13 protein-coding genes are annotated in these 13,843 nt (G+C 41.0%); 4 read left to right on the forward strand and 9 right to left on the reverse strand.

Annotation, left to right across the window (positions count from 1 at the left end; genetic code table 11):
• Positions 1 to 839 precede the first annotated feature (839 nt).
• Together perR and HMPREF0556_RS05235 are read right to left on the reverse strand one after the other, a co-directional pair.
• Entirely contained in the window at positions 840 to 1,280 is a 441-nt protein-coding gene (perR, locus tag HMPREF0556_RS05230) for a peroxide-responsive transcriptional repressor PerR (RefSeq protein WP_036107274.1), read from the reverse strand.
• 79 nt (positions 1,281 to 1,359) lie between these two features.
• On the reverse strand, positions 1,360 to 2,304 hold the full coding sequence (locus HMPREF0556_RS05235; protein ID WP_003756204.1) for an NAD(P)-dependent oxidoreductase: 945 nt from the start codon (positions 2,302 to 2,304) through the stop codon (positions 1,360 to 1,362).
• A 141-nt stretch (positions 2,305 to 2,445) separates the two neighbouring features.
• Between HMPREF0556_RS05235 and HMPREF0556_RS05240 the strand changes: the two genes are divergently transcribed.
• Complete coding sequence (locus tag HMPREF0556_RS05240) at positions 2,446 to 3,741, forward strand: glutamate-1-semialdehyde 2,1-aminomutase (RefSeq protein WP_040486493.1); 1,296 nt, start codon at positions 2,446 to 2,448, stop codon at positions 3,739 to 3,741.
• An 82-nt stretch (positions 3,742 to 3,823) separates the two neighbouring features.
• Complete coding sequence (locus tag HMPREF0556_RS05245) at positions 3,824 to 4,912, forward strand: aromatic acid exporter family protein (RefSeq protein WP_003756209.1); 1,089 nt, start codon at positions 3,824 to 3,826, stop codon at positions 4,910 to 4,912.
• 35 nt (positions 4,913 to 4,947) lie between these two features.
• Here the strand turns inward: HMPREF0556_RS05245 and ntdP are convergent, their stop codons facing one another.
• The 3 genes from ntdP to mutY form a co-directional block, all read right to left on the reverse strand.
• On the reverse strand, positions 4,948 to 5,475 hold the full coding sequence (gene ntdP, locus HMPREF0556_RS05250) for a nucleoside tri-diphosphate phosphatase (protein WP_003756210.1): 528 nt from the start codon (positions 5,473 to 5,475) through the stop codon (positions 4,948 to 4,950).
• A 136-nt stretch (positions 5,476 to 5,611) separates the two neighbouring features.
• The gene (fabL, locus tag HMPREF0556_RS05255; protein WP_003756211.1) at positions 5,612 to 6,358 is read right to left on the reverse strand and encodes an enoyl-[acyl-carrier-protein] reductase FabL; all 747 of its coding nucleotides are present in this window, start codon (positions 6,356 to 6,358) and stop codon (positions 5,612 to 5,614) included.
• On the reverse strand, positions 6,351 to 7,445 hold the full coding sequence (gene mutY / locus HMPREF0556_RS05260) for an A/G-specific adenine glycosylase (protein ID WP_003756212.1): 1,095 nt from the start codon (positions 7,443 to 7,445) through the stop codon (positions 6,351 to 6,353). The genes fabL and mutY overlap by 8 nt, the downstream gene beginning before the upstream one ends.
• 227 nt (positions 7,446 to 7,672) lie before the next feature.
• Between mutY and HMPREF0556_RS05265 the strand changes: the two genes are divergently transcribed.
• On the forward strand, positions 7,673 to 8,647 hold the full coding sequence (locus HMPREF0556_RS05265) for a metal-dependent hydrolase (RefSeq protein WP_003756213.1): 975 nt from the start codon (positions 7,673 to 7,675) through the stop codon (positions 8,645 to 8,647).
• A 43-nt stretch (positions 8,648 to 8,690) separates the two neighbouring features.
• On the opposite strand, the gene HMPREF0556_RS05270 is transcribed toward HMPREF0556_RS05265, so the two are convergent.
• From HMPREF0556_RS05270 to recX, 3 genes are read right to left on the reverse strand one after another with little or no spacing between them, the layout of a single operon-like run.
• A complete protein-coding gene (locus HMPREF0556_RS05270) occupies positions 8,691 to 9,152 on the reverse strand; it encodes a dCTP deaminase/dUTPase family protein (RefSeq protein ID WP_003756214.1) in 462 nt (153 codons plus the stop codon).
• A complete protein-coding gene (locus HMPREF0556_RS05275; protein ID WP_003756215.1) occupies positions 9,152 to 9,382 on the reverse strand; it encodes a YfhJ family protein in 231 nt (76 codons plus the stop codon). Before HMPREF0556_RS05275 ends, HMPREF0556_RS05270 begins: the two co-directional genes overlap by 1 nt.
• A 3-nt stretch (positions 9,383 to 9,385) precedes the next feature.
• Complete coding sequence (gene recX, locus HMPREF0556_RS05280; RefSeq protein ID WP_003756216.1) at positions 9,386 to 10,189, reverse strand: recombination regulator RecX; 804 nt, start codon at positions 10,187 to 10,189, stop codon at positions 9,386 to 9,388.
• Positions 10,190 to 10,300: 111 nt separating this feature from the next.
• Between recX and HMPREF0556_RS05285 the strand changes: the two genes are divergently transcribed.
• Positions 10,301 to 11,212 (forward strand): TIGR01777 family oxidoreductase, encoded by a 912-nt coding sequence (locus HMPREF0556_RS05285; protein WP_003756217.1) that lies wholly within the window; start codon positions 10,301 to 10,303, stop codon positions 11,210 to 11,212.
• A gap of 28 nt (positions 11,213 to 11,240) precedes the next feature.
• Here the strand turns inward: HMPREF0556_RS05285 and mprF are convergent, their stop codons facing one another.
• The gene (gene mprF / locus HMPREF0556_RS05290) at positions 11,241 to 13,835 is read right to left on the reverse strand and encodes a bifunctional lysylphosphatidylglycerol flippase/synthetase MprF (RefSeq protein ID WP_040486494.1); all 2,595 of its coding nucleotides are present in this window, start codon (positions 13,833 to 13,835) and stop codon (positions 11,241 to 11,243) included.
• Positions 13,836 to 13,843: the final 8 nt, after the last annotated feature.

Here is a 13,843-nt window from a genome sequence, read left to right on the forward strand (position 1 = left end):
TGGCCGATCACCCTCTCAGGTCGGCTATGCATCGTCGCCTTGGTAGGCCTTTACCCCACCAACTAGCTAATGCACCGCGGGCCCATCTGTAAGTGACAGCCGAAGCCGCCTTTCAAACCTGCTCCATGCGGAGCTGATTATTATTCGGTATTAGCTCCGGTTTCCCGGAGTTATCCCAATCTTACAGGCAGGTTGCCCACGTGTTACTCACCCGTCCGCCACGAACGACCAAAGGAGCAAGCTCCTAAGGTCATTCGTTCGACTTGCATGTATTAGGCACGCCGCCAGCGTTCGTCCTGAGCCAGGATCAAACTCTCTTTAAAATAAAGTGCGTTTGAATATTTATTCGTTTGACCGAATAAATTCCTCGCGTCATAAATTGACTTCGCTAGCAATTACTTACTAGTTTGTTACTATTTGGAAACAACTTTTTGTTTCCGCTTGCGATGTTCCGAAACATACTGTTCCGTTACCATTTCGTCTTCTTTTTGTTCAGTTTTCAAAGGTCGTTTTTTCGCTTAGCTGCAATGTTTCAACAGCTTTTTGCGACTTTTAAATCATATCATTTATGGCGGTTACTGTCAACAACTTTTTAAATTAATTTTTAAAATGTTTTTTCGTAAACAGCTTATTATCAGCGCCGAAAACTAATATATCAATTTTACAACAATATGTCAATATAATTATGCATAAAAATTAAATAAAGTGCTTTTTTAACTATTTATCTCTCTTTTCTTTGTGTATATTGCATGAAAATCATCATTTTATGCATTCTCTACCCACAAAAAAACTGTTAGCTATTGCTTAATTCTTTAAGCCAATGCCAACAGTTTTATCATTTATTGAATTTTATTTTTGCAATCGGGGCATAATCCATAAACTTCCAAACGATGATTATCTACTTCATAACCAGTCATATGTGCCGCAAAGTTTTCCACTTCATCTAACCCCGGATAATGAAAATCTACTATTTTACCACAATTGTTGCATATCGCATGATAGTGATCAGAGGTACTGAAATCAAATCTGCTGGATGCGTCGCCGTAAGATAATTCTTTGATCAGCCCTGCATCACGGAAAACGCGTAAATTATTGTAGACAGTCGCAACGCTCATATTGGGATAAGTGCTTTCTAAAGCTCGATAAATATCATCGGCAGTTGGATGGGTATGCGAATTGATCAGAAATTCCAATATCGCATGCCGTTGTGGAGTGATCCTGACGCCAGTCCGTTTTAAAACATCAATTGCTTCTGCTAAATGCGAATGTGAATGAGACATCGCCACGCACTCCTTTCTCATTTTAATTATATTCTTATTTTAACGGAAAGTGACGAACGATGTCAATAAGCCAATTTCCCTAGTAGCCCTTCTCAAGATCAACTTCGTTAGTCAGCGGTTCTTCTTTTTTAAATTGTTCAAAGACCTCAAGCCAAATATCGAAGCCCCGATATACATATTTATCTGATGTCCCTGATACATGCGGTGTTAGAAAGACATTGTCAAGTGTCCACAGTTTGCTTTCTTTCGGAAGCGGTTCTTCCGGCAAGACATCTAAATAGAAGGCCGCGATTTGTTTTGTTTCAGCCGCCTTCACTAAAACACTTTCTTCTACTGCACTCCCTCTACCAATGTTAATGAAAACGCCTTGCTCCGGCATGTTCTCAAAAAAAGTATCCTTATATAGACCTGTAGTTGCCTCGGTGTTTGGAAGTACAGATACGAAATATTCTGCTTTAGCTGCCACTTCTTCTAATTGTTCAATAGGAAATGTTTTGTCAAACGCAGGTACATCGTGTCCGGTTGTATTAAGTCCATATACTTCCATATCAAAAGCTTTTGCCAATTCAGCAACCTTGGATCCGATCGCTCCAGTTCCAGCAACAACAAGTGTGTGTCCTGCAAGCTCTGTCAAACTACTTCCTTTTTCCCATAAGCGGTAGCCTTGTGATTTAAAGAAACGGGATAGTTTTTTTGCGTGATCTAGCATGAACCCGATTGCAAACTCGCCCATGGGGATGGCGTGTATACCGCGGACATTCGCTACCTTCACTTGCTTTTCTTTTAAAATATCTACTGGCAGTGAATCAACTCCTGCTGAAAATACCATCATCAATTTTAAATTCTTGGCTTCTTCTACGTACTTCGCGGTGCTTTTACTACTATAAGCAATAAGGACATCCACTTTACTGATGACGTCGCTGTCTTTCGCTTGTTCTTGGTAATAAAACTCATCATCTGGCCATTTCTCTGCTTGTATTTTCTTTAATTCTTCTGGGATATCCATTGTAAATAATACTTTCATTTCTCTACTCAGCACCTTTATTTATTATTCTATAGTAAAAGTGTAGGACTTTTCATAGAAATAAGCAATCAACTTGCGTTTGCTACTCCGTAAGTTTTTATATAAAATAGAAGAGATGAAATTAATAAGGAGATGTCAATTGTGAATCATAGTAAATCAGAAGAACTGCATAAAGAGGCCTTGGAACATATTGTTGGTGGGGTAAATAGCCCTTCTCGGTCTTATAAAGGTGTAGGCGGCGGAACGCCTGTAACAATGGAACGAGCTGTCGGTGCGTATTTTTGGGATGTAGACGGCAATAAATATATTGATTATCTGCAAGCATTCGGTCCGATTGTTACCGGTCACGCGCATCCGCACATTGCTGCTGCCTTACGTAAAGTGGCGGAAAATGGATTGATCTTCGGCACGCCTACTGTCCATGAGATCCATTTTGCGAAAAAATTAAAAGCAGCGATTCCTTCTTTGGAAAAAGTTCGGTTTACCAATTCTGGAACAGAAGCAGTTATGACCACGATTCGCGTAGCTCGTGCTTATACCGGTCGCGACAAGATCATTAAATTCGGAGGAAGCTATCATGGCCACTTTGATCTAGTGCTCGTAGAAGCCGGATCTGGTCCGTCTACGCTTGGTTCGCCGGACTCAGCAGGCGTGACAGAAGCGACTGCAAAAGAAGTGATCACCGTTCCATTCAATGACATTCCTGCTTTTAAAGAAGCATTATCAGCTTGGGGTGATCAAGTCGCTGCGGTTCTTGTAGAGCCGATCGTTGGGAATTTCGGGATGGTAGCTCCGGAACCTGGCTTTTTAGAAAGTGTCAATGAGCTTACTCATCAAGCAGGAGCACTCGTAATCTATGATGAGGTTATTACCGCTTTCCGCTTTATGTATGGCGGTGCGCAGAACTTACTGCATGTAACACCTGACTTGACCGCGCTTGGGAAAGTGATCGGCGGTGGATTGCCAATCGGAGCTTACGGTGGCCGAATCGATATTATGGAAAAAGTAGCACCACTTGGACCTGCTTATCAAGCTGGAACGCATGCTGGTAATCCTGCTTCTATCCAAACCGGGATCGCTTGTCTAGAAGTACTGGAACAGCCCGGTATCTATGAGGAGTTGAATCGGCTTGGTGAAAAACTCAAAGCAGGCTTGCAAAACGCTGCGGATAAGAACGGAATTGCTGTAACGATCAACCAGATCGGTGGATCATTAACAGTTTACTTTACAGAAAGATCGGTTAAAAATTATGAAGATGCTAAAGCCTCCGATAGCGAACGATTCGGACGTTTCTTCAAGGGCATGCTCGAAGAAGGAGTAAATCTAGCTGCTTCCAAGTATGAAGCATTATTTATCACGACAGCGCACACCGATAAGGATATCGAGGATACAATCACAGCAGCGGAACATGTCTTTGCCGATATGGCACGTAAATAATCAAGACATCCGCGCAATTACTTGTTATAATAGCAACAAGAAATGTACTAAAAAGGAAATATAAGAGAGAGGAATACGACAAATGAAATTCGGAGCAAGAATTTTAAAAACTGGAATCGCCATTTGTCTGGCGCTCTTCATTGCAAAATTGTGCCATTCACCATCTCCGTCACTTGCTGGTATTTCAGCAGTCTTCGCCATTCAGCCTTCCCTCTACCGCTCCTACCTAACCATTTTGGAGCGTGCACAAGGGAATATTATCGGAGCGATCATTGCTATTATATTTGGATTATTTATCGGCCATGATTTTATTTTGATCGGTGTCGCGTCTATCATCTGTGTGGCCTTACTGATTCAACTCAAGTTGGAAAATACGATTGGATTGACTGTCGTAACGCTGATCGTCATCATGGATTCTCCTGGAACAGAATTTCTTCAAATCGCCTTGATTCGTTTCGGAACGATCATGCTGGGACTGGTAGCAGCCTTTATCGTAAATATGCTGTTTATCCCGCCCAAATATGAGATTTCTTTATTTCAATTGATCTATCAGACCAATACAGAGATCGTTCGCTGGATAAAGCTTAATTTACGGCATGCCGCCGACTTTCCGCTTTTAAAGAAAGACATGAAGTGGATGGAGAAACAATTGGGGCAAACGCGTAGTATTTATGATCTTTATCGCGAAGAACGTACGTTTTTAAAGAAAAATGAAGTATCGAAAGGTCGGAAGATCGCGGTCTATCGGCAGATGATTCTTTGTTCACAGAAAGCTTATGAACTGCTTAAAATCCAAAACCGCTATGAAAATGATTATCTTCAGCTTTCCGATGAAAAGCAAGAATTGATCAGGCAACAGATCGATTATCTGACCGAGAAACATGAACAGCTGCTTCTCACCTACATCGATAAAGTATCGATCGACGAAGAATATGCAGAACAGAATCTCGTACAGGATTCTCAAGAGTTGCTACAGCTATTTATGAAAGAGATTGATCCAAATGGTTTTGAAAAAGATGATGAAATGTTAGATAAATATCATTTGATGCGCATTATCGCCAGTATTTACGGCTATCAGGAAACACTTGATTACTTGGAAAAGCTGATCCACAGCTTTAAAATTCGCCACCGCGAAGCCAACAAAATCAACATTTCTATTACAAATGACTAAAAAAAAGAACGCCGGGATATCCCAGCGTTCTTTTTTTAACGATACTCTTTATACTTATCATACCAAATATCAATATAATCCGGAGAGAACGGTCCTTTTTTATCTAAAATCCAGTGACTCAAGATATCGACATTCTTTCGAAGTACACGATCAATAGCGTCAGGGTAATGCATTTGCTTACGATGTTGCTCATATTCTCCTTCATCCAGCAAATGAAATCTGCCGTCCGGAAAGACTTTAATGTCAAGATCATAATCAATATACTTGAGTGCTTCCTCATCCATTGCAAATGGCGTTCCCAGATTGCAGTAGTGATAAATCCCGTCTTCTCTGATCATCGAAATCACATTGAACCAATACTCACTGTGAAAATAACAAATCGCTGGCTCGCGGGTCACCCATTTTCTCCCGTCTGATTCTACAACAAGTGTATGATCATTGCCGCCGATAATGATATTTTCTGTGGATTTTAGGACAACCGTTTTCTTCCAAGTACGATGAAGTTTACCGTTATGTTTGTAGCTTTTGATTTGAATTGTTTCTTTTTCTCTAGGTAGGTACATACTTTATCCTACTTTCTTCATGTACTAACATATCCAAATCCATTATAACACAACTATTGCTTTCTAAAAAACTATATATTCTGTAACTTGCCCAAAATTCATTATAAAATCTGATTTTAGCTGTAAAAACCTTCCTTTATACTAATAAAGTCCGTCCACCGTCGACCACGATCGTTTGACCACGGATCATGTCGGCTTTTCCACTAGCCAAGAATAAAACAGCTTGGACCAAATCATCCAGTGCTACCATTCTACCTGCTGGTGTTTTACTTGTTGCATCCGCGATCAGTTCCGCTTTATTCGGAAAATGGTCCAATGCTTCGGTTTCGATCAATCCACCAGAAACCGCATTAACGACAATCCCAAGAGGTGCCAATTCTACTGCTAAATATCGAGTCAGTGATTCTACCGCCGCTTTCGATACGCCAACTGTCGTATAGTTTTCTAAATAACGAATCGCTCCGATCGAACTCAAACTGATGATCTTGCCGCCCCCATTTTTAGTCATTCGTTTCGCTGCTTCTTGTCCAGCGAACAGTAGTGCTTTTGCATTGATATTCATCGTCCAATCCCAGTGAGATTCTTCGAGTTCCATCAAAGGCCGAAGCACTCCGCTCGCTGCGTTGTTGATAAATAGATCAAGCCGTCCGAATGCTGCATCGACTTCTTCAAATAAGGTTTTTATTTTCGCGACATCTCCGACATTTGCCCGGAAAATCTCGCATTTTCTGCCTAGCGCTTGGATCTCTGCTTGTACAGCTTCTGCTTTTTTGCGATTTCTTGCAAAGTTGACTGCAATGTCATAGCCTTCTCTCGCTAAAGAAATTGCGATCTCTCTGCCAAGGCCTCTACTACTTCCTGTTATTAATGCTACTTTAGTCATTATTTTCCTCCTTATATTGACGCCACATTTTCTGATAAGGCACGGGAAAAGCAAATTGTTCTAGCTCTTCTTCCCGGACAAATTCCCAACTGTCTTTCTTTTCATAACCATCGATCACTGCGGTATAAACATCTACATTCCACACCAAATGAGAGAAAATGTGTTTGACCGCAGTGACAGGTGTTTGGCTGAGATGGATATCTAAGTGATATTCTTTCAAAAACTGCAGTTTGATTGCGGCAGGAGAAAGATCTTCGGTGATATCGATCGTTGGGAACTGCCAAAGTCCAGCTAATAAGCCTGTGTTAGGGCGCTGCTCAATGAGATATTTGCCATCTTCTCGTATTGCGATCACTGCGATCCGTTTTTTCTTAGTCACTTTTGTTTTTTTGATTTTAACTGGATAATCGAGCTCCGTTCCATCTTGATGCGCTTCGCAAAACTCATTCAGCGGACACAACAGGCACATTGGTTGTTTTGGTGTGCAAATCAATGCACCAACCTCCATGAGTCCTTGATTAAAGGAAGATGGTTTTGTTCCTGCCAGTAAGGGTCTTAATTTACTATCAAAAAGTTTGCGCGTTGCCGGTTTCATGATATCGGCATCGATTTTGAACACCCGCGACATGACCCGCATGACGTTACCGTCGATCGCCGGCTCTGCCTGTTCATAAGCAATACTTAAAATAGCGCCTGCTGTGTAAGGGCCTACACCTTTAAGTGACAATATCGTCTGCAGATCGCTGGGTACTTTACCAGCATGATCCAGTAAGACTTGCTGCATCGCTTTTTGAAGGTTGCGTACACGTGAATAATAGCCCAGCCCTTCCCATATCTTCAAAATAGCAGCTTCTTCCGCTTCTGCAAAATCCCGCATCGTTGGAAAAGTTGTCATAAAACGTTCAAAATACGGAATAACGGTGTCTACTTTCGTCTGTTGCAGCATCACTTCAGATACCCAGATGCGATAAGGATCATTATTCTCACGCCATGGCAATATTCGCTTATTGCTCTCATACCAGCCAACTAGGGCTTTTTGGAAAGCATTGATTTTTGATTGGTCCCAATCTAAACTATCGTTTTTCACTAAATATCCCCTAAATTCTAATAAATTTCTAATGTGTAGTTGTTCCCAATGTGTAGTATAATGGAAACAGGGAATAATGTATACATGACCTGTTTGACCGTTTTCTATTATACAAAATATCTACTTACTTGAATAGTCTTCTAGAAGAATTCGTCAAATCTAACAGGTGAATCGGCTTTTATTCCTAGCACATCCTAACGTCCCGATTCCATAAAGGAGGAATATTCTTGGACACAGGTACTCACGTCGTAATGGGAGTAGCATTAGGTGCATTAGCTACGGCTGACCCGATGATTGGAAGCCACCCGACCGCTACAATCGGCATTATGGCAGCGACGATAATCGGTTCACAAATCCCCGATATCGATACTGTCTTGAAATTAAAAAACAATGCAGACTACTTGCGAAATCACCGCGGGGTCACACATTCATTGCCAATGCTTGCTATTTGGCCATTACTATTATCATCGATTCTATATTTATTATTTCCACAGGCAACTTTCCTACATCTCCTGCTTTGGACCTTCATTGCGGTTGCCGTGCACATTTTCGTCGATATATTCAACGCCTATGGTACACAGGCTATCAGGCCATTCAAAGATACTTGGGTCGCTTTTGGATTTATCAATACATTTGACTGGTTTATCTTTTCCACACATATTATCGCGATTTTGTTTTGGCTACTTGGCGCTCCGCCATTGCCAACGTTTATTACCTTGTATGTCGTGCTTGCCGCATACTATGTCTTGCGTTTCATCACGCAGCAGGTCATTCGCGGTCGCGTGTTGAAACTGATTCCGGATGCAGAGGAAGTGATCACTGCTTCTACCATTCATTTTTTCCAATGGCGTATCGCAGTAACTACGAAAGACCATTATTATGTCGGTCGTTCTTTCAAACGAAATATTTCGATCTATGAAAAATTTGAACGATTACCGGTACCAGATAATGAGATCATTCGTAAGGCAAAACAAGACAAAAATTTAGCGGCTTTTCTCTCTTTCTCAAAAGTGTATAACTGGCGAATCGAAGAAAAGCTTGATGGAACTTACGTGACTTTTACCGACTTACGTTATCGCAGTAATGGTCACTATCCTTTCGTTGCAGTAGTGAAGCTGAACGATGATCTGGAGATTCTCTCTTCTTACACCGGTTGGATCTTCAGCAACGAAAAATTGCATATGAAATTAGCAACTGTTTAATTAAAAACCGGCTTATACATCTAAGCCGGTTTTTCTATGTTTCTTATCTACCTGTACTCCCGACCCCGCCGATCCTAGCTTCATTGGCGACGTTATCTTCATCAGCAAGCAAATATTTTTCAAAAATACCTTGGGCGATTCGTTCTCCTTTTTCAACGCGAACGTTTTCGCCTGATTGATTGCGGATCGCGATTCCAATGTTCCCGTCATTGCCGGGATTATTGTAATAGGAGGCATCGATAATGCCTGTTCCGTTAGAAAGGACCAATCCTTTTTTGATACCTACTGAAGAACGTATGTAGACTTTTAATACCTCGTCTTCTAGCATATAGCTTTTCACATCTGTCCAGAAGATGTGCTGTTTAAGAGGCGCTATATCAACGGTTTCATTCGAAAAGAAATCATAGCCCGCTGAACCTTTGTCCCCTCGAAGTGGCAGGGAGATCGTTTCCGCTGCAAATTTACGATTTTCTGTTTTTACTACTTCAAATCCTCTTGTTTTCACTACTTATTCTCTCCTTTATTGATTTCATGTAAATGTTTCCCATGCTGTTGGATTTGTTTAGCAACATAATCAGCCGTATAATCGGGTCCTTTATAGGGATAACCAGCTTTTGCATAAGAACTTTCAAAATCATTCCATAGCATTTCGACCCACCAAACTGCTTTTTCTTTATCAAGCTGCGGATTCTCCGCAAGTAGGCTGGCTACTAATTCATCTAAATGTTCGTACAACGTTTATTCCTCCTCTTCCAATGGATGTTCCATTAAATAACCCTGGATACTATGATAACTGAAGCCTTTTTGCATCAAAGACTGAATGATTTTTTGTTTGGCTTTTTTTGGATCATGACGGCTATTTTTGCGGACGGCTTTGGCGAATTGTTCGGCCAAGATAGCATCTTCTTCTTGGGTATCAAGCTCACTTACAACTTCCGCACTAATTGCTTTCGCATCGTCTGTGCCATACCCTTTTTGAATTAGATCGGTCACGATTTTTTGGATAATATTGCGCTTTGCCATTTTTTTAGAACGCCGCATGATTTTCTCGGCTGCTTTTCGACCATTTTCAAATTGCGCTTCTTCAGAATAAGTTGCCATCACACGCTCAATGATTTCTTTACTGATTCCTTTTTCTATCAATTCGCGTTCAATTGTTTTGGGACCTTTTAAAGTTGTTTTGATTTGTGTGCGGACAAATAATAAGGCAAACTCTTCGTCGTCCAAATATTTGCGGTCGACCAACATTTCCAGTATCACTTCGATCTGATCATTCTCGATCTCTTGTTTTTTTAAAAACTCCCGCACTTCTTTTTCCGAACGGACACGATGTGATAAAAAGTGAATGGCTTTATTTAATCCAGTACGAAGCATATCGGCTTGTTCGATCTCCGTTATCTCCGCTTCGGTGATTTCTCTGCCTTTCAGCAGATGGAACCTAGCTACTACTTCTTCGTCGGCGCTAAAGCGATAGGTTTCGTCAATAAAAATATTATAGCGTTCTTTTTTCTTTTGCTGCACTTGGATCGCTGTCACTTTCATTTGGTCTCGCCTCCTTTATTCATTGTAACCTATTTTTGCTTCTTAATAAATATTCACGTTTCTTTATGTGCGAAAAGGGAATATACTAGTTAATAAAACGAGGTGATAGATATGCGTATTTTAATGAGCGGAGCAACGGGGTTTATAGGTAACCATCTCGTCTCCTACTTTCAAAATGAAGGACATACCTTATATATATTAACGAGGCATCCAAAAGAGGATCAAGATAATATCCATTATATCGAGTGGCTGACAGATGATAATGTTGTTCCGGACCTTGGGACAACAAGGATCGATGTGTGCATCAATCTCGCAGGAGCCAGTATCAACGGTTCGCGTTGGACCGATGAGTATAAAGAAAAAATCTTAAAGAGCCGTTTGGAAGCAACTTCTGCATTGCTGGAGATCGTCAAACGCTTGGAGCAGAGACCAACTACATGGATCAATGCCAGTGCGATCAACATTTATCCGTCTTCTAAACGAACGATTTATTTAGATACGGTAAAAAATCCGCATAAAGACGATTTCCTAGCGGATACTGTCGCGCGTTGGGAGGCAAAAGCAAAAGAAGCCGAAGCACTAGGTATTCGTGTTGTTTTCACTCGCTTTGGGTTAGTACTTGGAAATGATGGAGGGGCATTCCCAGTTTTCCAAAAACTATTTGCATCTTTTCTTGGTGGACGATTCGCTCATGGGAAGAACTGGTATTCCTTCATCCACATCGACGACCTAGTTCGCGGCTATGGACACATTATCGACCATCCAGAGATTTCTGGCGTCGTCAATTTGACAGCTCCCCATCCCGTTACTCAGAAAAAATTTGCAAATATCTTGGGACATGCCTTGCATCGCCCTAGTAAGGTCAATATTCCCAAATTTGCTCTTCGCATCGGTGCCGGGGAACGCGCCACTGTTTTACTGGAAAGTCAGCGTGCACAGCCGCAGAAACTGATCGAAAGTCAGTTCCATTTCCAATATCCAACGATCGAAGAAGCTGTGGATGCTCTAATCGACGATAAATAAAGAAACAGTGCCTTTCCGGCACTGTTTTTTATTTGTCCCCTTCCTCCCTCTTTTCCGTCAATGGAAAGTCTAGGACCATTTGATTTTTAGTGAGTGGACGCTTTTTACCTACTAAAATCATTAGCTGTAGCATTGTAAAGGCGATCGAGCTGCGTTTACGGAAGGCTACAAATTTTTGATCCCATGTGGTAACATATTTCGCTTTAAATTTACGAATCCCTTTAAAACCATAAAAGCCTTGGCTATATCGATATACCAGTCCAGCCAAGCGTTCACCAAGAAAAGCAAATTTGGATTCGCCAACATTAGCAAGTGGGGCCATGCCGGTATTGAAGCTTTGATAGCCCTGCTCTTTAGCGCGTTCAAACAAATGAATGAAAATATAGTCCATGATCCCAGACGGGGCAGCTTTTCCATAACGCATCAAGTCGATCGATGTCACTTCATCATTGTAATTAGGCATCATCGACACAAAAGCAATAATCTCTTGTTCGGCATCACGAACGATTCCGATTTCTGCCTGCTGCAAATAATAAGGATCAAAAAATCCTAATGAGAACCCTTTTTCCATTCGCCCATCCAGCCATTCTTCTGAGATGATCTCCAATTTTTGCAGCAATGCATCGTCAAAAGGTGGTGCTAGCACTTCAAACTGGTAGCCCTCACGTTCAAAACGGTTCATCGTTGCCCGCTCACCTTTACGTTTTTTACCAGTCAGCGAAAAATTCTGAATGTCCACAAACCCTTCTTCTCCGAGCTTGATAAAGTCAAATCCATGGTCATGCAGGTAAGGAATCAGATTATTGCTCACCTCATAAAAGACCGCACGATAACCAAATCGATCTGCTTCCAATATTACCTCTTCGATCGCATCATCGAATTTGGATCTATCTCCAACCGGTTCCCCCATGATCACCATCTTATCTGCGATCAATCTAAAGATGAATAATACCTCTCCTTCTGCTGCCCAAAACAATAATTTATCGCGCAGAAAGACTGTATGGGTTACTTCATTTCCTTCATATTTTTCTAAATGCTCTCGCACCCGTGTGGCATCAAATGGAGAACCGATTTTTTCTTTGGAGGTCGTCAAATAGAGATAAATGATCACCAAACTGATCACAGCAATCATCACGCCGATAAATCCAACGATCCAAAGTCGTTCTGAGGTGATCTCCAAAAATTCCGGAATTGGCCTGCCATGATGCATCTTGGGTGAATTATAGATTCCGATCAACAAATAGCCTAATAAACAAGCTAGAAAAATAATCGAATCCTTGATGATCTTGCTCCATGTATAAACAAGTTTTTCACGGTAAAATTCATTTCTTGCTAAGAATACACATAAGAGCACGATTCCTAAGAAAATCGCTTGTTTCAAAGAGAAAACTCGGAAAAGCGTATTGAAAATCGCACAACCGAGGACGATGATCGTTGCCAAATAAGCCTTTTTCGTTTTCCGTTCGATCCCGCGTGCAAGTCCGAGTAACAAAAAGCCGAATGCAACGGTGGTGATTTGTGACATAAAGATAAAGCTGAACGGCAACAAGCGATATAAGAATGGTACATGGAAAATAAAATATGGCGCTGAGGCAGACAAAATCAGCATCAACCCGGCAAAGTATACAAAGATAACTAAAAATTGGTGCGCCACTTTCTGCAGAAATAGTAATGGCAGTCCCTCTAAAAATTGGTTGAATCGCGTACCTGCTTTTTGAACAAAAAACAACAATCCGGCCAGAAAAGGAATAATATAATAGAAGATCCGGTAAAACAACAGCCAAACAACTGCAAACTCGCTGGAAACGCCTAAAACTTCCAGACCACTGATCATAACGATATCAAAGGCACCGATACCACCGGGCGTCATGGAGATGATTCCTGAGAAAGAAGCAATAATAAATAGTAAGAATAATTTCGTATCATAGATCGGTATGTTCAAAAAGTAGCCGATCACAGCAAAACAAACAAATGCCATTCCCCATTCCAGTAAAGAAGCACCAATCAATGTCACTTCTCTACGCCAAGGTAAATCAACAAATAATGATTTGCTCTTCCATTTCATGACTGCAAAAACGATTGGAAAATAAAGGCCACCTAGTAAAAGGATGATCCAATATTTTCGAAACGGGACAGCGAAGTCCGGGAACAACAGTAGAATAAAGCCGATTAAACTGTAGATGGAGAGGCCAGCTAATAAGAATAAGGCGATTTTCGAAATAGCAGCTAAAATCTGCTTGTGTGTCGCATTTTTCCCATAAAAACTAGCACGTAGCGAAGCGCCGAGTACGCCACCAAAACCACCGATATTCGTAAATGTGTTGGTAATCCAACCGGAAGAAAAAATATGCATTTTCGAAAATTTTCCTGGTAGCAGTTGAACGATCACAAAATCATACAGTAGCATCGGAGTAACTGAGATAAGTCCGATCAATGTCATCCAAAAAACACTCTCTGTCGATTGAGAGGTCAGATTTTGTTTTAGTTCACCGTAATCGATATCGCTGAAAATTTTTACCACTTCAAATACAACAAAGACCAAAATGAATAGTATAAAAACAATCTTTACGATCGTCCCGTTTTTTTGAAACCATTCATAAAATTTTTTAAAGAGATTCTTCATTTTTCTAC

It is taken from the genome of Listeria grayi DSM 20601, assembly GCF_000148995.1.
GTDB classification, from domain to species: Bacteria; Bacillota; Bacilli; order Lactobacillales; family Listeriaceae; genus Listeria; species Listeria grayi.

Excerpts from the sequence above, each read along its gene's own strand:
- fabL (WP_003756211.1), bottom strand. The coding sequence starts at position 6,358 with ATGACTAAAGTAGCATTAATAACAGGAAGTAGTAGAGGCCTTGGCAGA.
- ntdP (WP_003756210.1), bottom strand. The coding sequence starts at position 5,475 with ATGTACCTACCTAGAGAAAAAGAAACAATTCAAATCAAAAGCTACAAA.
- HMPREF0556_RS05285 (WP_003756217.1), top strand. The coding sequence starts at position 10,301 with ATGCGTATTTTAATGAGCGGAGCAACGGGGTTTATAGGTAACCATCTC.
- recX (WP_003756216.1), bottom strand. The coding sequence starts at position 10,189 with ATGAAAGTGACAGCGATCCAAGTGCAGCAAAAGAAAAAAGAACGCTAT.
- mprF (WP_040486494.1), bottom strand. The coding sequence starts at position 13,835 with ATGAAGAATCTCTTTAAAAAATTTTATGAATGGTTTCAAAAAAACGGG.
- perR (WP_036107274.1), bottom strand. The coding sequence starts at position 1,280 with ATGTCTCATTCACATTCGCATTTAGCAGAAGCAATTGATGTTTTAAAA.
- HMPREF0556_RS05245 (WP_003756209.1), top strand. The coding sequence starts at position 3,824 with ATGAAATTCGGAGCAAGAATTTTAAAAACTGGAATCGCCATTTGTCTG.
- HMPREF0556_RS05235 (WP_003756204.1), bottom strand. The coding sequence starts at position 2,304 with ATGAAAGTATTATTTACAATGGATATCCCAGAAGAATTAAAGAAAATA.